The sequence below is a fragment of the Gallaecimonas aegicerasi genome (assembly GCF_045291545.1).
Classification (GTDB): domain Bacteria; phylum Pseudomonadota; class Gammaproteobacteria; order Enterobacterales; family Gallaecimonadaceae; genus Gallaecimonas.
The window spans coordinates 2,165,407-2,191,134 of the sequence record NZ_CP149514.1 but is presented as its reverse complement, the minus strand read 5'-3'; the positions used below and the strand labels follow the sequence as shown (position 1 = coordinate 2,191,134).

Below are 25,728 nucleotides of genomic sequence, written 5' to 3'. Positions count from 1 at the left end.
AACAAAAGTGCCCTTGGGCTTGCCAAAAGCATGCCGGATTTGCCACCGTAAGTACTCCATTTATTAGTCGACTGCCGTGATGAGAAATATTGCCTTTGTGATTCTGGGTTTGGCGCTGGTACTGCTGGCCTATGTGAAGCTGTTTATGCACGACGGGCCACCGCCGCAACCGCAGCAAGGCGTCGCTGTAACGCCAATGGATGACAACAGCGCCATGAGCGCCAGCAACGACAGCGGCGATAACAACACCAGCAGCAGTGATAATAGCGACAACGATGGCAGCACTCCGGCCAAACCTAAGGTGTCGCTGGACCAAAGTACGCTACCAAATCTTGATAGGCTGGTCAGTACCGACAAAGACGGCAACCTGCACTTTGATGCTGACAGCCTCGACAAACTCAGCATCATGCAGATTCAAAACGGTATTTCAGCGCTGTCGATGCAGCAATCAGATTCATCAGCCTCTGATAACGAAAGCCTGCTGGTGGAAGTGGTGGCGCAGAACACCGCCGATGCTGGCCAGGGCATCTACACTGACAACCTTGGTTGCTCTGACGAGCTGTGTGGTGTGGTGCTTTCCAGTGGCGACCGCCAGGCCATCAGTTCCGGTATTCAGGGCATCGTCAGTGACCAGCGCCTGAGCGGTAACATTGACCTTAAAGCCTTGCCCATTCGCCAACAAAATGGCCGCTACTACGGCATTCTGGTGGGCCTTTCCACCCCCGCCAGCGACCAGGATTGAGCAACAAAAACGGCGCCACTTGGCGCCGTTTTGCTGCTCGGGGTGCTACTAGGCAGGTTAGCTGGTAAAGCTGCCGTTGTGGTAGATCTCCTGCACGTCTTCCAGTTCGTTCAGCATGCCAGCAAAGCGTTCAAAGCTTTCAGCATCTTCACCGGCCAGGGCGTGCTCAACATGCGGCAGGTAGGTGATTTCTTCTACTTCGAAGTCAATTTCCGGGTTCATTTCCTGCAACGCAGTTTTGGTTTTGTAGAACTCGGTTGGCGGCACCAGCACGGTAATCATGCCATCTTCGCAGTCGATGTCAGAAACATCCACATCCGCTTCCATCAGTGCTTCCAATGCAGGCTCTTCGTCGTCGCCGGCAAACACGAACATGGCGCGGTTGTCGAACATGTGTGACACCGACCCCTGGGTGCCCAGTTTTGCCTTGCAGCGCGAGAACACCCCGCGAATTTCGCCAAAGGTACGGTTGGGGTTGTCGGTCAGGGCGCTGATCAGCACCATGGCGCCACCGGGGCCAATGCCTTCGTACAGTGCGGGCTGAAAGTCTTCACCACCGGCACCGCTGGCTTTGTCGAGGGCTTTTTCAATCACGTGCGCAGGCACCTGATCTTTTTTCGCGCGGTCAATCAGGCCGCGCAGGGTCAGGTTACCGTTGGGGTCAGTGCCGCCTTGCTTGGCGCAGACATAGATACTGCGGCCGTACTTGGAATAAATCTTGGTTTTGGTTGCGGCCGTTTTGGCCATGGATTCTTTACGGTTGTTAAACGCTCGGCCCATGGGAATGCTTCTTCACAGATAACAGAGTGCGAAATTGTAACCGCTGGCGGCGCTGCTGTCTGCACCAGCGGTTTAGCCAAGCTGATAATCAAAAGTGTAAAAGTGTTGCCCTTCTTTGATGGTAATACCCATGCTGCCAGATAGCCCTGCCAGCTCATCACTGCCGGAGCCCGGCACGACTTCCAGCTGCAAGCGGTTATGGCCGTCAGCCATTACTCCGTAGTGCATCAGCACAAAGCTGCCTTGTTTACCGGCCAACGTACCTGACACCTGTTCAAGGGCCACATAACCGGCCGAACCCGGCGTGGCTGCCATGGCGCTGAGCATCTCGCCCTGGCTTTGGGCCGCCAGTTCACCATGAAAGGTCTTTGCAATGGCCATGCGTTTTATGACTACGCCGGCGTTATCAGTGAGGGTGGATGCCAGCGGGCTCAAGGTCACATCAAAAGTGCCGTTAATTATCATGCCGGTCTCTCCTTGGTGGTTTTGTTGCCATAAGCGTAGGCTGGCAAAAGCGCTTTGCAATGAAGCACCGATAGCAGCCTCTTGCCCCATTCAGATCATTTCCCTGGCCCGTAGCATCCGGTAGGTGAGCATCTTGAGCACGTCATTGACCACGAACCATGCCAGCGCATAGCCCCACATCCACAGGGCGTTCTCCCAGCCAATAGCCGTGACGAATATCCCATAAACCGCCATCAGGGTGCCGACGAACTCTGTGCCGAAGGTGGCCGCCAGCAACAGCGGTGCCGGGTAGGGGCGCTTCCAGAACCAGCTCTGTGAGCGCGTGATATACAGCGTGCTGTGCCCCGCCACAATCAGCTTGAGAAATAGCATGGTCTGGATCACCGGCTCGGCGACACCAGCTTTTTGCAACAGGAAGAACAGCAAAAAGGAGGCAGTCACGCCGGCTATGCCAAGTACACTGGCAATTATCAGGATCTCCTGCATATTCCAGCGCACCGGGCGTGGGCTGACCTTGGTGTTATCGTAGGCAATGGCCAGGATGGGCAGGTCATTCAGCAGTGCCAACAGGATGATCATCAGTGCGGTGATGGGATAGAAATTGAAGACTACGATGCTGAGCGCTATGAACAGGATGATGCGGATGGTTTCGGTGATGCGGAAGATGGAATAGCTCTTCATCCGCTCGAAGGTGATCCGCGCCTGTTTCAGTGCTGCATTGATGACTCCCAAGCTAGGCGCGGTCAGTATAATATCGGCGGCCGCGCGTGCCGCATCAGTGGCATTAGCCACGGCGATACCGCAGTCGGCCTTCTTCAGCGCCGGGGCGTCGTTGACGCCATCACCGGTCATGGCAACGATGTGCCCGGCCTTTTGCAGGGCGTCGACGATACGGTACTTATCCTCTGGCACCACTTCGGCAAAAACGTTTACCGACTCGATCATCTTCACGATGGCCGATTCGTGGGTGTGGATAAATTCTTGATCCAGCAGGCTGGTGTCATAGTTTGCCTTTAGGGTTTCGATCACCTCTGCGGCAAAACGCTGTACATCCTTGCTGCTTACCTCCGGCTTTAGCTTCTGGTAGATAGCCCCCGACAGTACCGAAGCCAGGGCCAGCAGCTCATTACTGGCGCTGCCCGTTAGCTGCCTGGCGCGCAAACTGTGCTGTGCCAGCCCCAGCAGGCCACCGATCTGGCGGGCAATGGCTAGGTTGTCGCCGGTGACCATCTTCACCTCGACACCGTCTGCGTTCATGTCAGCGATGACCTGCCTGGAGTCCTCCCGAGGCGGGTCGTAAAGTGGTAGCAGGCCCAGCAGCTCCAGCGGCGCATCACCACGCTGGCGGCCGACCGCCAGGGTTCGATAGCCCTTGCCAGCGAGTTGCTCCACGGTCTGGTTAATGTCATGTATCTGCTGGTCGTCGAGCTCTGCCATCGCCAGCATAACCTGGGCCGCGCCCTTCATGGCCACGAACCGGTCCTCGCCTTTTTGCACCTCAGCCTCGGTGCGTTTGCGGATCGGATCAAAGGGCGTGAAGGAAAGTTGGCGGTAGGACTGCCAGTCCGCATCCGGCAGTTTATTTTTGATGTACTCGAATATCGGCAGTTCGATGGGGTCCTGATTTTCCAGCTTGGAGGCTAGCGCCGCCAGGCGGAACAGATCAGCTAAATCGTGGCCGGCAAAGACTACCGGCTCGGCCACCTGCATTTGGTTCTGTGTCAGAGTGCCGGTTTTGTCAGAGCAGAACACGTCCACCCCGGCCAGTTCCTCGATGGCGGTCAGGCGCGACACGATGGCCTGCCGGCGGGCCAGGTTGAGTGCACCCACCGCCATGGTTACCGACAGCACCGCCGGCAAGGCCACCGGAATGGCCGCCACCGCGAGTACCAGGGCGAAGCGGACGATTTCCAGATAATGTTCGTGGCGAAACAGTGACACCATGACGATCAGCACCACCAGGGCGATGGTGAGCAGGATCAGGAAGTCACCGATACGGATCACCATCTTCTGGAAGTGGCTACGCTCTTCCAGCGATGCCTTGGCCACTAGCGCAACCACACTGTGGAAATTGGTTCGGGCAGCGGTATTGACCACCACTGCCAGCATCTCCCCCTGCTTGACGATGGTGCTGGCATAGGCAATCTCGTCGGCCTTCTTGTTGACGGGCAGTGACTCGCCGGTAAGTGCCGATTGGTCCAGCGACAGGTAGTCGCCATCAAGAAGCTGTACATCCGCGGGTACGATATTGCCAATACGCAGCCTGACAATGTCACCCGGAACCAGCTCCCGTGTGGGGATGGTCTTAAATGCTCCGTTGCGTAACACGATGCTCTCGGCCTTGAGGCGTTGCTTGAGAGCCTTAAGGGAGTTAAGAGCCCGGTGCTCCTGAAAAAAGTCCAGCCCGGCATTCACCAGCAGCATAATGGTAATGATGACAAGGTCATCCCACTTGCCAACCACCACAGACAGCACTGCCGCAACCTCGATCATCCAGGGTATTGGCCCCCAGAAGCGGCGAAACACGCGATGCCACAGGGGTTCTTCCCGGGCGGTGATCTCGTTGTAGCCAAAGCGCTGCAACCTGGCCTGAACTTCGCTGTCGGTGAGGCCGGTGGCGGGGACCACCTGCAGCTGCCTTGCCGTATGCCGGGCGGTTTGGCCCAGGTAATCGTCTGTTCGCTGGTTGTTAAGGCTCATATGTTCTCCGGCATTAAGCCTAAATTGCTTCCGACAACGTTATTTTTGTCGCTAATTTGCTGATATTAGATTGTTATAGGGCGTTTTTTCCTAAATTGACTGAGCCATTGCGCTTAACTTTGCGGCGACCCCGGTTTGTCGCCGGCAACAACCGATTGACCACGCCAGGTATCCAATCAGCACCCGGGCGAAGTACCACCACGCTTTGCTCAATCTCTACTGGCTGGGACCCAGGGGTAAGGTTGCTCTCGTCCATTGGCGTTGCCTTCAGCGCCATGGCAAGCGGGGCAAAACGTCGAAAACAGCCGCCTTTTGCTTAGCAAAGGTGCTGTGTTCATACGTTATCGCCGCCACAGCTCTGAACGCTTTGGTGACGGCTTCGAAAGTTGCCCATGGCCTTAAACGAGACTGGCGTAGCTTGATGAACGTCAGGAGCGGCGTAACATGACCCGACTCACTGCACCCGGTATGGCGCTGAGCGTTGGCCCGCCAGTTCGCTATGAAAGAGCTTAGCAATGGCCATGAACTTTAGTGCTACGCCATCGTTATCAGTGGGCGGATGCCAGCGGGGTCAAGGTCACATCAAAGGTGCCGTTAATTGTCATACCGGTCTCTCCTTGGCGGTCTTTTGTTGCCACAAAAATAGGCTGGCAAAGGTAATTTCCAGTACTGCACCACTGGCCGCCCCTTGCCAGGGCGGCGCTTTTAATACCAACAGGAACGCCCCGGCAGCCATCAATAAGGCACCCAACAGCCAGTACAGGCGGTTGCCATAAAGGGTATTAAAGCCCATGTAACGGCTGCCAATGGCCAGCAACATCACCGGGTAAAAGAAAAAGTGGCCAAACCGAGCGCTGGCAAACGCCACAAACAACCCTACCAAGAGGATGGCCAGGCTCTCTATGGCCGCCGTGCCCAGCGGGTTGCCCGCCCCATGGTGGCCCGGCCGGCCAAACAGCTTTGACAGCGCCACACTCAACGGAAAAATGGCCATGCCGCCAAAAAACAGCGTCAGCATACTGGCCCAGTCAGATACCCCAAGAGCCACCACCATGGCCAGTAACCACACCAGGCCCGACACCAATACCCCAAAACCGCCACCGTGGTAGGCGTAGCGCATATCCTGCTGTGCTTGCGTTATGGTCATTGTTATTCCTGAAATAGCTATAAGCCTAAGCAGCATGGCAGAGGATGAAGCAGATGCCTAATAGCTTGAGACAGTTTGGGTTTTAGTGAGTAAATCAAAGAATAAGGCCACTACAAAGAAAAGGGCCAAAGTGACCATTACGCCTCGCAAGACAGCGGGCTTCTGGGAGCAATGTCACCCAAGGAACGAGGCAGTGGCAGCGCTGCAAACCGGGCAACTGGCCGAGTGGAAAAGGGAAAGCGGTTATCACCAACGCTCAAAAGCGGAAACGGCCATGTCGCGATACCAGCAGCTCATCAGCCTGAAGCTGAGTCTGCGCGACTACAACGGCCAAGTGGCAGAGGCTTTGGCCGGGGTGAAGGTGATGAACAAAATGCTGGGCCTCGGCATGCCTGTTCGTAAGGTCAGCTAAGGGCAGTAAGCCCTTTAGAGGCAGGCTTTCCAAGCTCTGATTTGATCAACAACGCCATACTTTGTAGCACTAACGCCGTGCTCAGCGGGCCACAAAAAGCGCGGAATGGAGGTAGGTCCGACTGAAGCGCTTTGTTATGCGATTTCATTTTTTAAGCTCCATGAAATGGGTTGTTAGATGACATGTTATTGCCACAATACGCACAAACCAAAGATGTTGACAACATCACCCTGCCACAACCTTGACAAGTAACTTTCTCTTTTGCGAACGAAACCTTACCGTCCCTTTTTCCATCCATTAAATCAATTGTTTCGACATATTTTCTTAAATCGGACTCTAGCAATCCTGAGTGGTCTCTTAATAATGACCACATAGCTAAAGTTACCAACTTCAGTTGTTCATGACGCCTTTCAAGCTCTCTTAACCTTCGCTCTAAATTTAGGTTTTGACCATCTTGATATTTGGCTTTTTCCCGACCTAACTCTATATCCTTTTTTACGTCACTAATTTGACCTTGTTGAAATAAATCCCAAAAAAAATCAATCATCTAAACTCCTCGATTTATTTCCTTGCGCATAACGCCCCAATAAGGGGCTGATAATACTTGGCTAAAATTGTGTAGCGCAGCGGAGCCAAGCTTTAGCAGTCCATCCCGCACTTAATTGGCTTGTTATATGCCGCGTCGAACCAGCGCAAATTTACCTTTAACTCGTTGCCCTCGCATACGCTCGCACCAAAAACTATATGCAGGGTAAATCACAGCAGAACCTATTAATGAAAAAATAAAACCTAGAAAGCCATATATAGCAGATGAAAACCAGAACATTGTATTTTCCGAAGCCATGTCAGAGGCAACATTTGTAATAAAAAAATGAAATGCTACCGAAAAAGATAGTCCTACACCAAAACAAACCCAAACTGCCACAACCATAAACGAAGCAAAGTTCAGCTGTATTCTTGCTTCATCACTATATTGTTCTTGAATGTCCATATTTACTCATTTCCTAAAAGGCATATAACGCCCGCCTAAACGGCGAGCAACTTGTTGCGAGTCCGGCGCACGAAGTGCGCATTTTTAAGGTGCTTGTTATGGAGCATTACAAATAATCTTTCCAAAGACACTTGCCCTTATGACTTCGCATTGCGGTTTACCATCGATATGCTCAATGGCATCGCCGCAGGTTTTATCCCTGACTAACGGTTGGCCTTGCGGTTCAATTCTATTAATACCTTTAGGACAAAGGCTTTGCGCCTTCTCGTACCAGGGTTCAACCAAGTCCGCACCCTCTGTACCAGGGCCAGAAACAGTGAGGAGGTGAACCGTGGCAAGTTTATTACTATGCACTTCGAAGTCCAGGTTACTACCGATGCTCGTAGTATAAAGTAAAAGAAATGCTGCAGGTAAAGTTAATTTCATAGAGCTATATAATGCCTTGAATAAGCCGCCAATTTGGAACGGCAGCGGAAAATTGGTCGGCTTCATTCATTTGTTCGGAAAAAATTACATCCGCTGCCCTTCTTTCTAGCAGCAACCAACCAGAATGCGAATGCCACGACTGCACCACTGGCCATGCTTATGGGATACGTACCAAAGTCCGGGGAATGACTGACATAGATTTCAAAACGATCATAAGCGAATCCTATAATCAGTCCCAAGCCCGTATAGACGGCCCAATGGTCTATTTTTAGCTTATCCAACAGTAAGTGAATGGGTGCTCCCACGAATGCGGTAACTAAGAAAGCACTCACATAGAAACCACTACAAAACATTAGGAAAATAAAAATGTAGCCAGGAATCTGACCGAGAGGAGGAGGTTTCGTAATGACTGCTTGGGCAAACACCGGTATCACAACCAGCAAAGTCGCAAGCGGTGCCAAAAATATGCCCATGGCAATTCTAGTGGATGAGACTCTCATAAATGCCTAACATTTTAATACCGCGCATGCGTGTTTTGGCTCAAGCAAAGAACCGAGAAGATGTCACTAACTGACTGTATAGACTGGATAAATGATGAATCACAGCCATTCTCCTCCGTTGAAAACGAGCATGCGCATTTGTATAAAATTTTGTGCACAGTATCCCACTACACAATGTCCATAATAACCTGATACTGAACCGTTTTAAGCGCTGATTCCAGTAGCAAATGAGCACACCTGTGCATCGATTCATGCACAGGTACTCGACACATCGATATAAACTGTACATAAACACAGAATAATATAGTCAGTTACGCACAGGAGGTGCTGACATGGGACGGAGCTCATTCCTGAACCACATTCGTCAAGAACTCAGGTTGCGCGGATATAGTATGCGCACGGAGAAGACATACCTTCACTGGATCAAGCGCTATATCTACTTCCACCGACTGACCTATCCGGAACAGATGGGGGCTCAGGAAGTGCGTGCCTTTCTTACATGGCTGTCAAACGAGAAACATGTATCTATCAATACGCAAAAAACTGCTTTGAATGCACTGGCATTTCTTTACCACAAGGTGCTGAGTATTGAGCTGGGCGACTTGGACTTTCAACATGCCAAGCGGTATCGGCGCTTGCCTATTGTTTTCACGCCTTCTGAAGGGCGTTGTTTCCCAAATGCGTTGAACCATTCTGTCTTGCCGTGATCCGATCACCCGACGTATCGGAGGAGAAGCGCAGATGGGGTAACAAAGAATATTGATATAGCAGTTTTCTTGGTAGCACTGAGGTAGCACCAGGCATTTGCGGGGGAACTGCAAAGGCCTGGAAGCCTTGAAAGATGGTGGCCCCTCCCAGACTTGAACTGGGGACCTAACGATTATGAGTCGTGTGCTCTAACCAACTGAGCTAAGGGGCCGTGGCCGGGAATTATAAGGGGCGCGGCGGTGGCTGTCACCCGTGAAGGTAGGCGAAAAGGGCGGAAATTGAAGCAGTTGGCGAATTTATGGTCGGCTTGTTCGGTAATTCTGATTAGCTTCTCAAATAAGAATAGCTATCATTTATGAAACTGATGTACAGCCGGGAGGAAAATTGCCATGTTAAAAACCCTGAGTTTTGCCGCTATTCATATGACGGTGGCCTTTTCCCTTGCCTACCTGATGACCGGCTCTGTGGTGGTGGGCGGGGTGATGGCGCTGGTGGAGCCTGCCTGCAATACCGTGGCTTATTTCTTTCATGAAAAGCTGTGGGAGCGCATTCGCGCCAACCGCCTGAAAACCTGTTAACCTGCCGGGCCTGAACTCCTTTGGGCCCGTTTTATGCTCGCGTCTCTTGCTGTTATTTTGCTGCCGTTGTTGCTGGGCTTTGCCTTTCCCCGGCTAAGCGGTGCGCCGCTGCACTGGCTGAATCGTGCTATTAGCGCTTTGGTGTACATCATTTTGTTTCTGATGGGCTTGGGGTTGGCGGCCATTGATAACCTGCTGCCAGCCCTTACACGTATGGCGGGCACCACAGTAGGCCTGTTTGTGGCGGTAATGGCGGCTAATGGCCTGGGCCTTTGGTTACTGGCCCGTTGGCGCGCTGATGGCGGCCGGGCAGGGCAGCGCCAGCCGGTGGCCTGGGCGGTGGTGCTGGGTGACGCCGCCAAACTGGTGGCGGCGGTCGTGCTCGGAGCGCTACTGGGGTTATGGCTGGTGGTGCCGGCGCAGCTTTTTTCCGAGCTGGCGTTGGGGCTGTTGCTGCTATTGATTGGCATGCAGTTAAAGTCAGCCGGCATGGGGCTCAGGCAGCTGTTTCTGAACCGCCAAGGGGTGCAAATTGCTACGGTGGTACTGGTGACCAGCCTGGCGGCCGGGGCGCTGCTCGCGCCCTGGCTGGGGTTGCCGGTGCGCCAGGCCATGGGCGTGGTCAGTGGCTTTGGCTGGTATAGCTTGTCGGGTATTTTGGTGTCTGACGCGCTGGGGCCGCTATGGGGCGCAACCAGCTTTTTTGTCGATCTATTCCGTGAGCTGCTGGCACTGGCTTTGATTCCTACCTTGATGCAGCGGGCGTTACCGCTGGCAGTGGGTTGCGCTGGCGCCACGGCAATGGATTTTTCTTTGCCGGTTATTCAAAAAAGCGGTGGTAGCCAGGCGGTGCCGGTGGCCATTGTGTCCGGGTTTTTATTGAGCCTGGCAACGCCACTGCTGATGGCGTTACTCCTGGCCTGATACAAAAACGGCGCCTTGCGGCGCCGTTTTTTTTACTCGTCGAGGAAACTTCGCAGAATTTCCGAGCGCGATGGGTGGCGCAGCTTACGCAGCGCTTTGGCCTCAATTTGGCGGATCCGCTCACGGGTCACGTCAAACTGCTTGCCCACTTCTTCCAGGGTGTGGTCGGTATTCATATCAATACCGAAGCGCATACGCAGTACTTTGGCTTCACGCGGGGTGAGGCTGGACAGCACTTCCTGAGTGGCAAACTTGAGGCTTTCGCTGGTGGCAGCGTCCGCTGGCAGCTCGAGGGTGTTGTCCTCGATGAAATCCCCCAGATGCGAATCTTCATCATCACCGATAGGGGTTTCCATGGAGATCGGCTCTTTGGCGATCTTCAGTACCTTGCGGATTTTGTCTTCCGGCATGGCCATGCGAATGGCCAGCTCATCCGGGGTCGGCTCGCGGCCCATTTCCTGCAGCATCTGCCGGGAAATACGGTTGAGCTTATTGATGGTCTCAATCATGTGCACCGGAATACGGATGGTACGGGCCTGATCCGCGATGGAGCGGGTAATGGCCTGACGGATCCACCAGGTGGCGTAGGTTGAGAACTTATAACCGCGACGGTATTCGAACTTGTCGACGGCCTTCATCAGGCCGATGTTGCCTTCCTGGATCAAGTCCAGGAATTGCAGGCCACGGTTGGTGTACTTCTTGGCGATGGAGATAACCAGACGCAGGTTAGCCTCAACCATTTCCTTTTTGGCGCGGCGGGCCTTGGCCTCACCGATGCTCATGCGGCGGTTGATGTCTTTGATGGCTTCGATGGTCAGGCCGGTTTCCTGCTCGATGTTTTGCAGTTTCTGCACACAGCGACGCAGATCTTCGTCCATTTCCTTCATCACATTGGAGTAGCCTTTACCGGCTTCAATGTGGCCGTCCAGCCAGCCCATGTTGGACTCGTTGCCGGGGAAGGTTTTCATGAACACCTTGCGCGGCATTTTGGCTTCTTCGACCAGCATGCGCATCAGCAGCCGTTCCTGCACCCGCACGCGGTCCATCATCTGGCGCATTTCGGCAACCAGACGGTCAAACTGCTTGGGTACCAGGCGGAACTCTTTGAAGATGTCGGCCAGCTTCAGTACTTCTTCGCGAGCCGCGTCAGAGGCACGGCCCTCGCTTTTCATTACTTTGCAGGCGGCTTCGTATTGCTTGCGCAGCTCGGCAAATTTTTCGCGGGCGACTTCCGGGTCCAGCGCGTTATCGTCTTCGGATGCATCATCCTCGTCGTCGCTGTCGTCATCGTCGTCTTCATCATCAAGCTGCTCTTTGGACAGCTCGGAACCCACGTGCGTTGCCGTAGGTGCGGCTTCTTCTTCGGCGTTCGGGTCAACAAAGCCGGAGATCAGGTCGGTCAGGCGGGCTTCACCCGCTTCGACTTTGTCGTACTGATCCAGCAGTGAGGTAATGGCTTCCGGGTACTCGGCAACCGAGCACTGCACCTGGTTAATGCCGTCTTCGATACGCTTGGCGATGTTGATTTCGCCTTCACGGGTCAGCAGCTCAACGGTGCCCATTTCACGCATGTACATGCGCACCGGGTCGGTGGTACGGCCCAGTTCGCTTTCAACGGTAGCCAGTGCCTGGGCAGCGGCTTCAACAGCGTCTTCGTCGGTAGAATCTTCAGACATCATCAAGGTATCGCTGTCCGGTGCGCTTTCGAACACCTGGATACCCATGTCATTGATCATTTGAATGATGTCTTCAATCTGATCGGAATCGACTATGTCGTCCGGCAGATGGTCATTCACTTCAGCGTAAGTCAGGTAGCCCTGTTCCTTACCCTTTGCGACCAAAAGTTTCAGCTGTGACTGTGGGGTTTGCTCCATAGACATCATCCGCTCAGAATTTATGTGCCAAGCCAAAAAGTGAATAGGACAGTATAGCGACTTGCCCTGTTTACTTCTAGCTCAACGGATTGGTTACTGGCTCAGCTTAAGTGCTTGCAAAAGCTCGGTAAGCTCTTGAAGTTCTTGCTGATCCGCCGTTTTGTTCTTGCTTTTCTGGAGTAGCTCGTCATAGCGGCGCTCCAAGGATTCAGTGAGAATCCTGTCTATCGTGTCCAGTAACACTGGTACACGGCTGTCGTCGGCCAGGTTTAAATCCCAGCTCACCAGTTTTTCCAGTATGGCGGCGGCGTCAGTATCGTCGATACGCCGCAGCAGTTGCCCTGTAGTCGGAACCGGGCCCGCCTTAATGGCGCTAATCAGGGTGCCCAATACCGGCGCCCCCGGTACGTTCAGGCTAGCCAGATCCAAATCATCCGGAAGTGTCTCGGCCAGGGCCGGATACTGCACCAAAATGGCCAGTGCCATGCGCATCGGGGTTAGCTTGCGCGGCTTTTGCGCCGATGTCTTGCTGGCCGGCTCCGGGTTTTTACGCAGGAAGCGGCCCAATTGTTCTTCGGCCACGCCCAGGCGTTTGGCCAGTTGCTCACGCAGCATCACCCGGTATACCGAGTCGGGCAGCCTTTCGAGCAGTGGCAGGGCGCTCTCGGCCAGTCGTGAGCGGCTGTCAGGGCTGGCCATGTCGATGCTCTTTTCCAGCTCCTGAAACAGAAACTGTGACAACGGCAACGCTTCGCCCAAGGCTGCCTCAAAGGCTTCTTTGCCCTGGGCGCGAACCAGTGAATCCGGATCTTCGCCGTCTGGCAGGAAGATGAATTTCAGAGTCCGGCCATCGCGCAGCAGCGGCAGGGCGTTTTCCATGGCCCGCCAGGCGGCTTCGCGGCCAGCGCGGTCGCCGTCGTAACAGCAGATCACTTCCGGCGTGGAACGAAACAGTAGTTCCAGCTGCTCGGCGGTGGTGGACGTGCCCAGGCTTGCCACGGCGTAGGTTACGCCCGCCTGATACAGCGCCACCACGTCCATATAACCCTCTACCACCACCAGCCGCGCTAATTCGCGGTTGGCCTGGCGCGCTTCATAAAGACCGTACAGTTCCTGGCCTTTATGGTAAATCCGTGTTTCCGGTGAGTTCAGATACTTGGGCGTACCATCGCCCAGCACCCGGCCACCAAAGGCGATAGTGCGGCCCCGGCGATCGCGAATGGGAAACATAATACGGTCGCGAAAGCGGTCATAGCGCCGGCCTTTGTCGTTTTGCACCAGCATGCCGGTGTCCATCAGCAGTTGCTGATCGTCAAAGTGCTGGCCAAATTGTTTCAGCACGCTGTCCCATTGCTCCGGCACGTAGCCGATGCCAAAAGTTTTCACTATCTCGCCCGACAGCCCGCGGCCTTTGAGGTAGTCTACCGCTGCCGGGTATTGCTTGAGGTTCTGGTAGTAATAGCGCTGTACCTGCTGCATCAGGCTGTAGGCATCCTGGCGGCGTTCTTCTGCTTTGGGGTTGCGCTGGTGGCTCTGCTCTCGAGGCACTTCCATGCCGTGCAGGGCGGCCAGTTCTTCGACGGCCTCGGCAAAGCCGATACGGTCGAACTCTTCCACAAACTTGATGGCATCGCCTTTGGCACCACAACCAAAGCAGTAATAGAACTGCTTTTGCGGACTGACCGAAAAGGACGGTGTTTTTTCGCTGTGAAAAGGGCAGCAGGCGCTGTAGTTCTTGCCGGTCTTTTTCAATTTGACGCGGCTGCTGATCAGCTCAACGATGTCGGTACGGGCCAACAGATCGTCGATAAAATCACGGGGAATAGTTCCAGCCATGACACTCCAATCAGCAATGGAAAGAGAAGAAAGAAGGGGCAGAGCCCCTTCAGCCAGGTCAGGCGGAGAGCTTGCCCTTGACCATGCCGCTCACCGGGCCCATTTCGGCTCGGCCTTGCAGCTTGGGTTTGAGCCAAGCCATTACCTTGCCCATGTCTGCCGGGCTGGCAGCGCCAGTGGCAGCAATGGCGTCGTCGATCAGCTGGGCAATTTCATCGGTGCTCAGCTGCTTGGGCAAAAATTCCTGCAACACTTGAATTTCTGCGGCTTCAGCGTCGGCTAAATCCTGGCGACCTGCCTCTTCATACTGGCTGATGGAATCGCGACGTTGTTTGATCATCTTGGTCAAGATGGTCAGCACGTCGTCGTCAGCCAGTTCTTTGCGTTCATCAACCTCGACCTGCTTAATGGCAGCGAGGGCCAAACGCAACGTGCCAAGGCGCGGTTTGTCCTTGGCACGCATGGCATCTTTTTGCGCGTCGGTGAGTTGCTCTTTGAGACTCATAACGGCTCCGGATGCGCAGTCAATCAGTACAGGCGAACCCGACGGGCGTTTTCGCGAGCCAGCTTCTTAGCGTGGCGCTTAACGGCAGCGGCTTTTTTGCGCTTACGCTCAGCAGTCGGCTTTTCGAAGAACTCACGCTTGCGGCATTCAGCCAGAATGCCTGCTTTTTCGCAGGAGCGCTTGAAGCGACGCAGAGCAACGTCAAAGGGTTCATTTTCGCGTACTTTAATTACCGGCATTTACCATCACCTCAGGGGTTGTTCGGTTAGTGACCTTGTAGTTTGGCCACGGTGTCTAAAAATGGTGCGAAATTCTAACGCGCACCTCAAGCGATGTAAAGCCGCAGTGATGCCATAAAGGGTAGAGCTTGAACCGGTGTCTGGGTAAGATAGCGGCCCCTTTGAGTATTGAGGCCCGCCATGCGTGTTTTAGGCATTGAAACCTCCTGTGACGAAACCGGCATTGCCATCTACGACAGTGAGCAAGGCCTGCTGGCGCACCGTTTGTACAGTCAGGTCAAGCTGCATGCCGATTATGGCGGCGTCGTGCCGGAGCTGGCGTCACGCGATCATGTGCGTAAAACCTTGCCTCTGGTCAAAGAAGTGTTGGCCGAATGTCAGCTTGATGGCCGCGACCTCGATGGCATTGCCTACACCGCAGGCCCTGGCCTGGTGGGGGCATTGCTGGTTGGGGCAACAATAGGTAAAAGCCTGGCCTATGGCTGGAATATTCCGTCGGTGGCAGTTCACCACATGGAAGGGCACCTGCTGGCGCCGATGCTGGAAGACAACCCGCCGGCGTTTCCTTTTGTGGCGCTGCTGGTGTCTGGCGGCCACACCCAGTTGGTGGCTGTAGAGGCTATTGGCCGTTACCGCATCATGGGTGAGTCTATTGATGATGCAGCCGGTGAAGCCTTTGATAAAACGGCCAAACTGCTGGGCCTGGATTACCCCGGTGGGCCGCGGCTGGCGGCTCTGGCTGAACAGGGCAACCCGGATCGCTTTACCTTTCCGCGGCCAATGACTGACCGCCCAGGCCTGGATTTTAGCTTCTCGGGCCTGAAAACGGCGGCAGCCAATGTGATTCGCAGCGAGGGCAATGACGCCCAAACCCAGGCGGACATTGCCCGGGCCTTTGAGCAGGCGGTGGTCGATACCCTGGCCATTAAATGCCGCCGGGCGCTAAAGGAAAGTGGCTACCAACGGCTGGTAGTGGCGGGTGGGGTCAGTGCCAATACCCGCCTGCGTGGCAAGTTAGAAGCGCTGATGCAAAGCCTTGGCGGTGAAGTTTTTTACGCTCGCCCGGCATTTTGTACCGACAACGGCGCAATGATTGCCCTGGCCGGAGCCTTGCGCCTGCAAGCCGAAGGCAGCCGCGAGCTGGCGGTCAAGGTACAGCCGCGCTGGCCCATGGATACATTGGCCGCCATTGAACATGCCTAAGGTGTATACCAGGCAATAAAAAAGGTGGCTTCGGCCACCTTTTTTATTTCGGTTTGCGAAAGCGCATTTTTGATTCGGTGCCCTGAAACAGGCGGCGAATGTTGTCTTTGTGGCGCAGGATAATCAGGCTGGCCAGCATCGCTACCGGTATAACGTAAGTGGGTTTGATAAACCAGGTATACAGCGGTGACAAAGCCGCGGTCACTATGGCCGCCAGGGACGACAGCCGGGTCAGGTACACCACCAGCATCCAGGTCAGGATCTGCAGGCCGGTCAGGGTCAAACCAATGGGCGCCATAGCCCCAAAAGCAGTGGCAACCCCTTTACCGCCGCGAAAGCGAAAGAAAATCGGAAAAATGTGCCCCAGGCAGGCAGCGATGGCGATCACCCCTAGCCAGATGGCATCGATCCCCAGAAAGAACGCGCTCCAGACCGGTATGGTGCCTTTGAGAACATCCGCTGCCAGCACCAGTGCCGCAGGCCCCTTGCCACCGAGGCGCAGCACATTGGTGGCGCCGGGGTTACCGGAGCCATGCTGGCGCGGGTCCGGCAGCCCTGTCAGGCGGCAGACAATGACAGCGCTGGACACCGACCCGAGCAGGTAGGCGACCAGTATCATCAATACGGCGGTAGCAATCATCGGCAGCGCAGTTTGTTCCGGTTAGTCGATAAGGTAAACTTGACTGCCCGTGTAAACAAGCAGGCCGCGAGCTTAACAGGGCCTGCACGAAAACGAGACCCGACCTGTGACTGATCGCATTTTCATTGAAGGGCTGGAAGTTTACACCCTGATCGGTGTGTTCGACTGGGAAAAGGAACGCCAGCGCAAACTGGTGTTTGACCTGGAGCTGGCCACCGACGTTGCCGCCGCCGCCAAAGGCGATGATTACGGCCTGGCCCTGTGTTACGGCACCATTAGCCAGGCGATCACCGACTATTGCCAGCAGCATCAATATGAGCTGCTGGAGACACTGGCAGAGAACATTGCACAGCTGCTGATCAGTGAATTTGCGGTCAGCTGGCTGAAGATGAAGCTCTCCAAACCCGGCGCTGTGGCCAATGCCAGTAATGTCGGCATCATCATTGAACGTACCGCTTCATGACCGAGGTTTTATTCAGCCTTGGCTCCAATGTTACCCCCGAGGCACACCTGCGAGCGGGCCTCAAAGCCCTGCGCGACGCTTTTGGGGAACTGCACTGTTCGCCGGTTTTTGAAGCTGAGCCGGTGGGGTTTGCCGGCACCAACTTTCTTAATATGGCTGTGAAAGCCGAGACCGACTGGCCGCTGCCTAAGATCCTGGCATGGATCAAGGCGGTGGAATACGCCCATGGTCGCCCGCAAAATGCCAAAAAATATGCACCCCGCACCCTCGATATTGATCTGCTGACGTACGGTGACACCGTCTGTATCGAGCCGGTTGTTTTGCCGCGACCGGATATTCTCACGCTGGCTTTTGTGCTTTGGCCGCTGGCGGAATTGGTGCCGGAGCAGCAACTGCCTGGCACTGAACAAAGTTACCGGCAGCTATGGCAGGCCTTTCGTGGTGATCAGGCGCTGTGGCCAGTGCCGTTTTCTGAATAAGTTTCTTTAAACACAGCGACCTGGCTGATGCGCGCCTGGCGCACCGCCTCACCAATTGCCGGGCCTTTGGCGCCGCTGGCAATAATATCCTGAACATTCACTTCTTTTGCTGCCGTATAGGCGCCGCGCAGCCAGTCAGCCTGCGGGTAGGGGAGGTTAAAAAAGCCGCTGCGGCCCTTAAAGTCGGCAGTGCAGGCCAGCGCCAGTTGTTCCACCCGCTCGGGCTTGCGCCAGGCGTCCAGCTTATCCAGCACTTTGACCAGCGTGGCCGGGCGCAAACTGGCAATGCTGTGTATTGTGCAGTGCAGATCCGAGACCAGTAACGCCAGATCGCGCCACTGATTGGGCACTTTCAGGCGGGCGCAGCACTGGCGGATCAGCGCCAGGCCGCTTTGCCCATGGCCATGATGGCTGGGCCATTTTTCTTTGGGGGTCAGCGCCTTGCCAAAGTCATGGCACAGGGCGGCGAAGCGCACGGCCAGATCGTCAGTGAGGGAGGCTACGGCTTCCATCACCATCAGGCTGTGTATGCCAGTGTCGATTTCCGGGTGCCACTTGGCGGGCGCCGGTATTCCAAAGAGGTTGTCCAGCTCTGGCAAAATATCGGCCAGTGCACCGCAGTCACGCAGCACTTGGAAAAACACCTGCGGTGAGCGGGTGGCCAGAGCCTTTTCCAGCTCTTTGGTTACCCGTTCCGGGGTTAACGCCTGCAGCTCGCCACTGGCAGCCATGCTGCTGAGCAGTGCCTGGGTTTGTGGGGCGATGGTAAAACCCAGGTGCGCAAAACGGGCGGCAAAACGGGCCAGCCGGAGCACCCGCAATGGGTCTTCGCTAAAGGCATCGGAAACATGGCGCAGAATACGGTTTTGTAAATCACTGACACCGCCATAAGGGTCAACCAGGTTGCCGCTGGCATCTTCGGCGATGGCGTTAATGGTGAGGTCGCGGCGAATCAGGTCTTCTTCCAGGGTGACATCCGGGCTGGCAAAAACCTCAAAGCCGGTATAACCCTGGCCTTTTTTACGCTCGGTGCGAGCCAGTGCGTATTCTTCGTGGCTGTTGGGGTGCAAAAACACCGGGAAGTCGCGGCCAACCTGGCTAAAACCACGGGCTAGCATAGCCTCGGGGGTTTCGCCAACGACCACCCAGTCCCGCTCATGTACCGCCAATCCCAACAACTTATCGCGTACGGCGCCGCCTACCAGATAACAGTTCACCAGACCTCCTCTTTTACTGCGCCATTATACCTTGCCAAAGTGGCCGGGGCGCGCAACCATAAAAGCCTTGTTGCCAGCCGTACCCAAATACCATGTATGAGTCATTTTTTGGCCTGAGTGAAAATCCGTTTTCTATTGCCCCGAATCCGCACTTTTTGTACATGAGTGAGCGTCATCGGGACGCGCTGGCGCACCTGAAATTCGGCTTGCGGGAAACCGGCGGTTTTGTCTTGCTGACCGGTGAAGTGGGTACCGGTAAAACCACCGTTTCGCGGCGCTTGCTCAATGAGTTGCCGGACAATACCGACCTGGCCTTTGTGCTGAACCCGATGCTCACCGAAAGTGAGCTGCTGGCCACCTTGTGTGATGAACTTAATATTGCTTACCCGCCAGAGCCGACGCTCAAGCAGCTGACCGACGCTATTCAGGCCTTTTTACAGCAAAACCACCAGGCAGGCCGACAAACAGTATTGCTGGTGGATGAGGCGCAGCACCTGAAGGTGTCGGTACTCGAACAGTTGCGGTTGCTGACCAACCTTGAAACAGACACCCAGAAGCTGCTGAAAATCATTCTGATTGGCCAGCCGGAGCTGAACCAGCTGCTGCGCCGCCAGGAGTTACGCCAGCTTGCCCAGCGCATCACCGCCCGTTACCACCTGTTACCGCTGAGCCGCAAAGACTGTGGCCGTTACGTATTGCACCGGTTGCGTATAGCCGGGCGTGAACAGCCCTTATTTACCGGTGCCGCCATCAATCGCTTACACAAACTCAGTGGCGGTATACCACGGCTGATCAACCTGCTTTGTGACCGCGCCTTAATGGGCGCATACGGGCTACAGCAGGAGCGGGTAGATACCCGGCTGATGGCCAAAGCCGGAGCTGAGATCCTCGGCGAGCAACTGCCGGCACGGCCGCACCGCTGGCCGTGGGCACTGGCTGGGGCTGTGCTGGTGGGCCTGGCGCTCAGTTTTTACAGCTTGTGGCCGCCGGCACCCAGTGCCAGTGAGGCGCTGGCCAGAAAGGGCGTTCCGAGTCAGGCGAACCAGGTTATTCCTGGCAGCCGTGATCGGGTGTCGCTGGTGGCTTTTGATCAGCTGTTCAGCGCCTGGGGTATGGCGGCACCGACGGGCGACCCATGCCAACAGGCTGACACGCTTGGCTTTCGTTGTTTGCGCTTGCATGCGCCGTGGCGGGAGCTGGTGTCATTAGGCCGGCCGGCTGTGCTGGAGCTACTGGATGACAGCGGTGAGCGCTTTTTTGCCACCTTGCTGGCGGCAGATAACCGATTTCAACTGGCATTGAGCAGCGCCAAGGTGTCGGTTTCCAGTCAGTGGCTGGATGGCCACTATCGCGGTAATGCCATTTTGCTGTGGCGGCCACCACAGGGCTTTGCTCAGGCACTGTTGCCTGGCAACCAGGGGCCAGTGGTGCTCTGGCTGGATGCGGCGTTGGCACAAGTGCTCAAGCAGCCGCCGTTGAACACCGATGAATACAACGGCGCCTTGCAGCAACGGGTAACACAGTTTCAGCGTCAGGTGGGCTTAAAGGCGGATGGCCTCGCCGGAGACAATACGCTGGTGCGCTTGAATCGGGCGTTGGGTACGCCGGGGCCGCGATTATGAGCTTACTCAGTAAGGCGCTGGCCCAGCGAGAGCCTGCCGCTGACGTAACCGCGGCAGAAGGCCGCTTTTACCGGGATACGGCGTTACTACGCCAGCGCTTATTGTTGGTGGTGCTGGCGTTTTTGCTGTTAGTGGCGGCTTGGTTTGCTTATCGCCACTGGCCAACAGCTGCACCAGTTACCGCTAAACTGCCAGTGGTGGCAGCACCTGCTGCCAAGGTGCAACCGGTGCCCATGCCGGCACTGGCACAAGACCCGTTTTTTGCCGCGCCCAAAGCCATGCCAAAGGCACCGCTCAGCCAACGGCCAGTACCGAAAGTGAAAGCACCTGAAAAAACAGCTGGCCCGCTAAGTATTGCCTACTCGGCGCACTTTTATGCCTCAACAGCGGCGCAGCGCTACGTTATTTTCAATGGCCATAAATTACGTGAAGGGGAGCGTTTGGGAGGTATTAAGGTATTGCGTATTGGCCCGAACAGTACCGAAGTGGCTATCAATGGCCAAACGTTCTGGCTGGATGCATTGGTGAACTGGCCATTGCAGCCATAAAAAAACGCGGCCTGTAGCCGCGTTTTTTTAGAACTTGAAGTTGACGCCGAAGGTCAGGCCTTTGGTGTCACTGGCCAGTTTGGCGTACTCGATATACAGGTTGGCGTTGTCAGCCACCGGCATTTTGATACCAGCGCCATAGGCGAAACTGGTGGTACTGCCAGAACCACTTGAACCCATGTAAGAAGCTTTGACTTTCACCTTGTTCCAGCCCAGCAGGCCGTACAGCGAAATATTGTCGTTCAACGGTACCTGCGGTACCGCATAGATACCGACGTAATTGTCCAACTTCACTTTTACGTGAGAACCGTAAATGTTCACAGTGTCATCTTTGACGCCAAATGCCAAGCGGCCTTCAACAGCAAAATTGTCATTGATTTGGTAACCCAGCTGACCACCCAGAGTAGTGAAGTCAGCTTTAAAACCGTCACCGTTGTTGACGTTTACTGCACTCAGGTGGGCACCACCGTAAACACCCGGTTGTGCAGCCAGTGCAGGAGTACCCATCAGCGCCAACATCAGCAGAGAATAACGTTTCATACTTCATATCCTATGTGTAAAAAGCTCCTTTAGCCGGTGCGGATTATGCCAAAGTGATTAAGCCATGGATACAGGAAGGCGGCCTGGTAGGCCGCCTTTATTTGTAAACATATTTTTATTCACCGAGCGTCAGCAAGGTGGCATTGCCACCGACGGCGGTGATGTTGTTGGTGCGGGTCTTTTCGGTCACGAAACGATAGAGGTAGTGTGGGCCACCAGCCTTCGGCCCGGTACCGGACAGCCCCTGGCCACCGAAGGGCTGGGTACCGACCATAGCGCCAATCTGGTTACGGTTGATATAGCAGTTACCGGCATTGATTTTATCAGCAATGGCCAGTGCCAGACTTTCGTTGCGGCTGTGTACACCCATGGTCAGGCCATAGCCGGTGGCGTTGATGTCATCCAGTACCTTATCCAGCTCACTGGCTTTAAAACGTACCACATGCAGAATTGGCCCAAAGTTCTCACGGGTCAGTTGGCTGATACTGGCGATTTCTACCGCAGTCGGGGTGACAAAAGAGCCGTGACGGGTGTCATCAGTCAATGGTGCGGTCGCGATGGGTTTGGCAAAGTCCTTCAGGTTGGCCAGATGCTCGTCCAGCAACGCTTTGGCATCGTGGTCGATAACCGGGCCAACATCGGTTTTGTAGTGCCAGGGGTCGCCCACCACCAGCTCCTGCATGGCGCCTTTGAGTAAGTCGATGATGCGTTCCGCCACATCATCCTGTACATACAGCACGCGCAGCGCCGAACAGCGCTGGCCGGCAGAGGTAAAGGCGGAGGCAATCACATCTTTAACCACCTGCTCGGGCAGGGCAGTGGAGTCGACTATCATGGCGTTCTGACCACCGGTTTCGGCGATCAGGGTTTTAATGGCGCCGTCATGGTCAGCCAGAGCTTTATTGATGGCCTTGGCGGTACCGGTGGAACCAGTAAAGACTACGCCGGCAATGCGGTCATCGGCGGTCAAGGCGGCGCCAACGGTGGCACCGTCGCCTGGCAGAAAGTGCAGTACGTCGCCAGGAATGCCAGCCTGGTGAGCCAGCTCAATGGCGCGGTGGGCCACCAGACAGGTTTGCTCTGCCGGCTTGGCGATAACGGTATTACCGGTAGCCAGGGCGGCGGCCACCTGGCCGGTAAAGATGGCCAGCGGGAAGTTCCAGGGGCTGATGCAGACAAACACCCCACGGCCTTGCAGCAACAATTCGTTGAGCTCACCGGTAGGGCCGGGCAGTACTTCTGCGCCGTTGAACATTTTGCGGGCTTGCTGCGCGTAGTAACGGCAAAAATCCACGGCCTCACGCACTTCATCGATACCGTCCTGCAAGATACGACCGGCTTCACGGGTAACCAGGGCAATCAGCTCGGCACGGTTGGCTTCAAGCAAGTCGGCAAAGGTTTCCAACGCTCGCGCGCGTTCTTCGACATTGCTGTTACGCCAGGCCGGGAAGGCTTGCAGTGCCAGGCTCACGGCGTTATCGACGGTGTCGCGGTCAGCAAAGTCGACCTGGCCGACAACGTCCTGGTGGTTTTGCGGTGACAACACCTGCTGCGGCTCACCTTTAACGGCTTTACCACCTACGATGGGGCCAGCTTGCCAGTGTTTGTTTTTAAAGGGCGCCAGCGCCTCAAAGAAAGGTTGAGCTTCGGATCCAATATGCAAGTTGATGCCTCCGGAGTTGGTGCGGGTACCATAAATGGCCGCCGGCAGCGGAATACGATGGTTGGCCAGGCTGGGCGCGGCTTTGAGGGTTTCCAGCGGATGGCTGGCAAGACTTTCAACCGGGGTTTTCGGGTCCACCAGCTTGTGTACAAAAGAACTGTTAGCGCCGTTTTCCAGCAGGCGCCGTACCAGGTAGGGCAGCAGATCCTTATGGCTGCCCACCGGCGCATAAATGCGTACGGGCTGGCCTGGGTTTTCTTCCAGCACGGTGTCATAGAGTTCGTCACCCATACCCCACAGGCGCTGGTATTCAAAGGCCCGGCCCTGGGCCAGGGCCTTGATGGCCACCACGGTCTGGGCATTGTGTGAGGCAAATTGCGGGTACAGTTTGCCGTCGGTATGCGCGCAAAGCAGGTAGCGGGCGCAGGCCAGGTATGAAACATCGGTAGCCGCTTTACGGGTAAACACCGGGTAGCCGGCCAGACCGGCTTGCTGGCACAGTTTGATCTCGGTATCCCAGTAAGCTCCTTTGACCAGCCGCACCGGGATCAGATCGCCTTGCTCGCCCGCCAGTTTATTGAGCCAAACCAGTACCGGCAGGGCCCGCTTGGAAAAGGCCTGTACCACCAGTCCGAAATTGCCCCAGCCCTTACCTTGCTGGCGGTAAACGGTTTCAAAAATATCCAGCGACAGTTCCAAGCGGTCAGCTTCTTCGGCGTCAATTTGCAGGCCAATATCCACCGCCCGGGCTTGTTCTACCAGTCGGCCAACAATGTCTACCATTTCGCTACGGGCACGGTCGGCATTTTGCACGTCATAACGGGGGTGTAGCGCCGACAGTTTGATAGAAATGGTGGGCCGCGGGGCCTGGCTGCTGTCGTACTGTTCTTTACCCAGAGCGGCGATGGCACTGGCGTAATCGTCAAAATACTTGCGGGCGTCGGCCATGGTTAGCGCCGCTTCGCCCAGCATGTCGTAGGAATGGGTGTAGCCGCTTTGCCGGTACTTACGGGAGTTTTTCAGAGCCTCACCAATGGTACGGCCCAGCACAAATTGCCGGCCCATGATCTTCATGGCGGCGTACATGGCCTTGCGCACAACCGGCTCGCCCAGGCGGTTGATCATTCGGTTCAGCAGGTTGGCCGGACTACCGTCCAGGCGTTTGTCCATGGTGATCACTTTGCCGGTCAGCATCAGCCCCCAGGTGGAAGCATTGACCAGCGCTGATGCCGACTTACGAAAGTGCTTAGCCCAGTCGGCGCCAGAGAGCTTGTCGCGGATCAGTGATTCGGCGGTGTCGGCGTCAGGGATACGCAGTAAGGCTTCAGCCAGGCACATCAGAATAATGCCTTCTTGAGTATCGAGGCTGTATTGCTGCAAAAATGCCTGAATGGTGTCGCCGTTGTCATGGCGCTCGCGGATCTTAGTAACCAGACGCTGAGTGTCGCGGGTTATGGCGGTATTGTCGTTGGCGTCATCGGGGACCAGGCGCATAAGGTTGGTCAGATACTGCTCTTCGTCCACGGCGTAGTTGGCACTAATGGCCTCACGCAGGGCGTCGAGGGAGGGTGCCTGGTAATCAGGAGCAATCACTTGGCTTGCGTTAAACATTGGCTAGACACCTTTAGAACAGGGCGCTGCGGCGGGGCCAGAACGCCAGAAAGGCTGATGAAAATACCACCAGAGCGGGTGGTAAGGTGGGCAGAGTATACAATATACACTCTGCATGAAAATCCCCCGTTCACCCTATTTTTCCAACCATTGATAGAGGTCTGCTTTCTGGCCTGAAGCCGACCAATAAAAAAGGCCGCCTACGGCAGCCTTTTTTGTTTTATTTCAGGTACTTACATCCACATGTCTTTGCGTTTGCGCCGTGGCATTATGTGGGGCAGCAACAGGCCCAGTAACAGGCCGCCCCCGGCGACGCCGCCGCCATACATCAGCCATAGCATCATATTGCTTTGATCCATGCCGGCGACCTGTGCCTTGAGCTGGGTAATGGTGGCCTGCTGATCGGCTACCTGGGCCGACAGCTTGGCCTTATCATCCGCCAGGCTCTGTAATTGGCGGTTTAGATCGCTACGGTTACCGGCTAACTGAGCCAGCTTGTCTTCAGCGTCCTTGAGCTGGCTTTGCAACTTCGGCAATGTCACTCGAAAGGTTGCCTGGTCAGTCAGAAACTGGTTTTGCACCCAGCCTTCACGGCCGCTGCTGTCTTTGACCTGGGAAAAGGTATCACCGCTTTGCAGCAGGTCAACCGGCTCGCCGGCATTGATGGTACCGATAATACGGTACTGGCGGGACGGGCCCGAATGCAGGTAAATGAACACATCGTTACTGACATAGGCCGGTTTGGCGGCTACGGCAGATGAATAAAGCGCCGGCGACAAGGCCAGCGCCAGCAGCAAGGCACGCTTGAGCATCAGTTTAGATTTCCTTGAAACAATCGCTGTTTCATCCTAGAGAGCTGTAGCGGCGCTGACAAGCATCGGCATCGCTGTGGTTCATCAGAATATCAGCGCTGCA

Annotated in this window: 26 protein-coding genes, 1 tRNA gene and 1 pseudogene; 10 read left to right on the top strand and 18 right to left on the bottom strand. The window is 55.5% G+C overall.

The annotated features are described in order from the left end of the window. Positions 1–76: 76 nt before the first annotated feature. The gene (locus tag WDB70_RS10775) at positions 77–742 is read left to right on the top strand and encodes a hypothetical protein (RefSeq protein WP_406664187.1); all 666 of its coding nucleotides are present in this window, start codon (positions 77–79) and stop codon (positions 740–742) included. Between the two features lie 57 nt (positions 743–799). Here the strand turns inward: WDB70_RS10775 and WDB70_RS10770 are convergent, their stop codons facing one another. From WDB70_RS10770 to WDB70_RS10755, 4 genes are all read right to left on the bottom strand, one after another. Beyond that, on the bottom strand, positions 800–1,522 hold the full coding sequence (locus tag WDB70_RS10770) for a YebC/PmpR family DNA-binding transcriptional regulator (protein ID WP_406664185.1): 723 nt from the start codon (positions 1,520–1,522) through the stop codon (positions 800–802). Positions 1,523–1,594: 72 nt separating this feature from the next. Next, the gene (locus WDB70_RS10765; RefSeq protein WP_406664183.1) at positions 1,595–2,077 is read right to left on the bottom strand and encodes a DUF3224 domain-containing protein; all 483 of its coding nucleotides are present in this window, start codon (positions 2,075–2,077) and stop codon (positions 1,595–1,597) included. After that, positions 2,078–4,687, bottom strand: a complete 2,610-nt coding sequence (locus WDB70_RS10760) for a plasma-membrane proton-efflux P-type ATPase (RefSeq protein ID WP_406664181.1) — start codon at positions 4,685–4,687, stop codon at positions 2,078–2,080. It abuts the gene before it with no gap. Positions 4,688–5,288: 601 nt separating this feature from the next. Beyond that, a complete protein-coding gene (locus WDB70_RS10755) occupies positions 5,289–5,834 on the bottom strand; it encodes a DUF7010 family protein (RefSeq protein WP_406664179.1) in 546 nt (181 codons plus the stop codon). A 115-nt stretch (positions 5,835–5,949) separates the two neighbouring features. Between WDB70_RS10755 and WDB70_RS10750 the strand changes: the two are divergent. After that, positions 5,950–6,246: pseudogene (locus WDB70_RS10750) on the top strand (IS5/IS1182 family transposase); the annotation flags it as partial. A 151-nt stretch (positions 6,247–6,397) separates the two neighbouring features. Here the strand turns inward: WDB70_RS10750 and WDB70_RS10745 are convergent. The 4 genes from WDB70_RS10745 to WDB70_RS10730 form a co-directional block, all read right to left on the bottom strand. Next, complete coding sequence (locus tag WDB70_RS10745; protein WP_406664177.1) at positions 6,398–6,793, bottom strand: hypothetical protein; 396 nt, start codon at positions 6,791–6,793, stop codon at positions 6,398–6,400. Positions 6,794–6,916: 123 nt separating this feature from the next. Then, positions 6,917–7,237 carry a hypothetical protein gene (locus WDB70_RS10740; protein ID WP_406664175.1) on the bottom strand — a complete coding sequence of 107 codons (321 nt, stop codon included), beginning with the start codon at positions 7,235–7,237 and terminating at the stop codon, positions 6,917–6,919. Between the two features lie 96 nt (positions 7,238–7,333). Next, positions 7,334–7,729, bottom strand: a complete 396-nt coding sequence (locus tag WDB70_RS10735; protein WP_406664173.1) for a hypothetical protein — start codon at positions 7,727–7,729, stop codon at positions 7,334–7,336. After that, a complete protein-coding gene (locus tag WDB70_RS10730; RefSeq protein WP_406664171.1) occupies positions 7,726–8,136 on the bottom strand; it encodes a hypothetical protein in 411 nt (136 codons plus the stop codon). Before WDB70_RS10730 ends, WDB70_RS10735 begins: the two co-directional genes overlap by 4 nt. Before the next feature lie 419 nt (positions 8,137–8,555). Here WDB70_RS10730 and WDB70_RS10725 point away from each other — a divergent pair, with 419 nt between their 5' ends. After that, positions 8,556–8,870: a phage integrase N-terminal SAM-like domain-containing protein gene (locus WDB70_RS10725; RefSeq protein ID WP_406664169.1), complete on the top strand. Its 315-nt coding sequence runs from the start codon at positions 8,556–8,558 to the stop codon at positions 8,868–8,870. Between the two features lie 135 nt (positions 8,871–9,005). On the opposite strand, the gene WDB70_RS10720 is transcribed toward WDB70_RS10725, so the two are convergent. Next, positions 9,006–9,082: transfer RNA gene (locus WDB70_RS10720), tRNA-Ile, on the bottom strand. 178 nt (positions 9,083–9,260) lie between these two features. Here WDB70_RS10720 and WDB70_RS10715 point away from each other — a divergent pair. Together WDB70_RS10715 and WDB70_RS10710 are read left to right on the top strand one after the other, a co-directional pair. After that, a complete protein-coding gene (locus WDB70_RS10715; RefSeq protein ID WP_406664167.1) occupies positions 9,261–9,449 on the top strand; it encodes a DUF2061 domain-containing protein in 189 nt (62 codons plus the stop codon). Positions 9,450–9,482: 33 nt separating this feature from the next. Further along, positions 9,483–10,373, top strand: coding sequence for a lysine exporter LysO family protein (locus WDB70_RS10710; protein ID WP_406664165.1), 891 nt, complete (start codon positions 9,483–9,485; stop codon positions 10,371–10,373). Between the two features lie 32 nt (positions 10,374–10,405). Here the strand turns inward: WDB70_RS10710 and rpoD are convergent, their stop codons facing one another. The 4 genes from rpoD to rpsU all read right to left on the bottom strand — a co-directional run bounded on the left by rpoD (position 10,406) and on the right by rpsU (position 14,827). Next, on the bottom strand, positions 10,406–12,247 hold the full coding sequence (gene rpoD, locus WDB70_RS10705; protein ID WP_406664163.1) for an RNA polymerase sigma factor RpoD: 1,842 nt from the start codon (positions 12,245–12,247) through the stop codon (positions 10,406–10,408). 93 nt (positions 12,248–12,340) lie between these two features. After that, positions 12,341–14,083 (bottom strand): DNA primase, encoded by a 1,743-nt coding sequence (gene dnaG / locus WDB70_RS10700; RefSeq protein ID WP_406664161.1) that lies wholly within the window; start codon positions 14,081–14,083, stop codon positions 12,341–12,343. Positions 14,084–14,141: 58 nt separating this feature from the next. Then, positions 14,142–14,588 (bottom strand): GatB/YqeY domain-containing protein, encoded by a 447-nt coding sequence (locus tag WDB70_RS10695; protein ID WP_406664159.1) that lies wholly within the window; start codon positions 14,586–14,588, stop codon positions 14,142–14,144. 23 nt (positions 14,589–14,611) lie between these two features. Further along, positions 14,612–14,827, bottom strand: coding sequence for a 30S ribosomal protein S21 (rpsU, locus tag WDB70_RS10690; RefSeq protein WP_406664157.1), 216 nt, complete (start codon positions 14,825–14,827; stop codon positions 14,612–14,614). 180 nt (positions 14,828–15,007) lie between these two features. Between rpsU and tsaD the strand changes: the two genes are divergently transcribed. Continuing rightward, entirely contained in the window at positions 15,008–16,030 is a 1,023-nt protein-coding gene (gene tsaD / locus WDB70_RS10685) for a tRNA (adenosine(37)-N6)-threonylcarbamoyltransferase complex transferase subunit TsaD (RefSeq protein WP_406664155.1), read from the top strand. A 43-nt stretch (positions 16,031–16,073) separates the two neighbouring features. Here tsaD and plsY read toward each other — a convergent pair whose 3' ends face one another. Beyond that, positions 16,074–16,670 (bottom strand): glycerol-3-phosphate 1-O-acyltransferase PlsY, encoded by a 597-nt coding sequence (gene plsY, locus WDB70_RS10680; RefSeq protein ID WP_406664153.1) that lies wholly within the window; start codon positions 16,668–16,670, stop codon positions 16,074–16,076. Between the two features lie 106 nt (positions 16,671–16,776). Here plsY and folB point away from each other — a divergent pair, with 106 nt between their 5' ends. Together folB and folK are read left to right on the top strand one after the other, a co-directional pair. Further along, positions 16,777–17,133 carry a dihydroneopterin aldolase gene (folB, locus tag WDB70_RS10675; protein ID WP_406664151.1) on the top strand — a complete coding sequence of 119 codons (357 nt, stop codon included), beginning with the start codon at positions 16,777–16,779 and terminating at the stop codon, positions 17,131–17,133. Next, positions 17,130–17,612, top strand: a complete 483-nt coding sequence (gene folK, locus WDB70_RS10670; RefSeq protein ID WP_406664149.1) for a 2-amino-4-hydroxy-6-hydroxymethyldihydropteridine diphosphokinase — start codon at positions 17,130–17,132, stop codon at positions 17,610–17,612. The genes folB and folK overlap by 4 nt, the downstream gene beginning before the upstream one ends. On the opposite strand, the gene WDB70_RS10665 is transcribed toward folK, so the two are convergent. After that, positions 17,579–18,829 (bottom strand): multifunctional CCA addition/repair protein, encoded by a 1,251-nt coding sequence (locus WDB70_RS10665; protein WP_406664147.1) that lies wholly within the window; start codon positions 18,827–18,829, stop codon positions 17,579–17,581. The two genes, folK and WDB70_RS10665, sit on opposite strands and share 34 nt — an antisense overlap. Positions 18,830–18,921: 92 nt before the next feature. Between WDB70_RS10665 and WDB70_RS10660 the strand changes: the two genes are divergently transcribed. Continuing rightward, entirely contained in the window at positions 18,922–20,451 is a 1,530-nt protein-coding gene (locus WDB70_RS10660; protein WP_406664145.1) for an AAA family ATPase, read from the top strand. Then, entirely contained in the window at positions 20,448–20,999 is a 552-nt protein-coding gene (locus WDB70_RS10655; RefSeq protein ID WP_406664143.1) for a general secretion pathway protein GspB, read from the top strand. Before WDB70_RS10660 ends, WDB70_RS10655 begins: the two co-directional genes overlap by 4 nt. Before the next feature lie 27 nt (positions 21,000–21,026). Here WDB70_RS10655 and WDB70_RS10650 read toward each other — a convergent pair whose 3' ends face one another. The 3 genes from WDB70_RS10650 to WDB70_RS10640 all read right to left on the bottom strand — a co-directional run bounded on the left by WDB70_RS10650 (position 21,027) and on the right by WDB70_RS10640 (position 25,625). Next, entirely contained in the window at positions 21,027–21,539 is a 513-nt protein-coding gene (locus WDB70_RS10650; protein WP_406664141.1) for a porin family protein, read from the bottom strand. A gap of 115 nt (positions 21,540–21,654) precedes the next feature. Next, a complete protein-coding gene (gene putA / locus WDB70_RS10645; protein ID WP_406664139.1) occupies positions 21,655–24,813 on the bottom strand; it encodes a bifunctional proline dehydrogenase/L-glutamate gamma-semialdehyde dehydrogenase PutA in 3,159 nt (1,052 codons plus the stop codon). 233 nt (positions 24,814–25,046) lie between these two features. Beyond that, positions 25,047–25,625 carry a TIGR04211 family SH3 domain-containing protein gene (locus WDB70_RS10640; protein ID WP_406664137.1) on the bottom strand — a complete coding sequence of 193 codons (579 nt, stop codon included), beginning with the start codon at positions 25,623–25,625 and terminating at the stop codon, positions 25,047–25,049. Positions 25,626–25,728 lie beyond the last annotated feature (103 nt).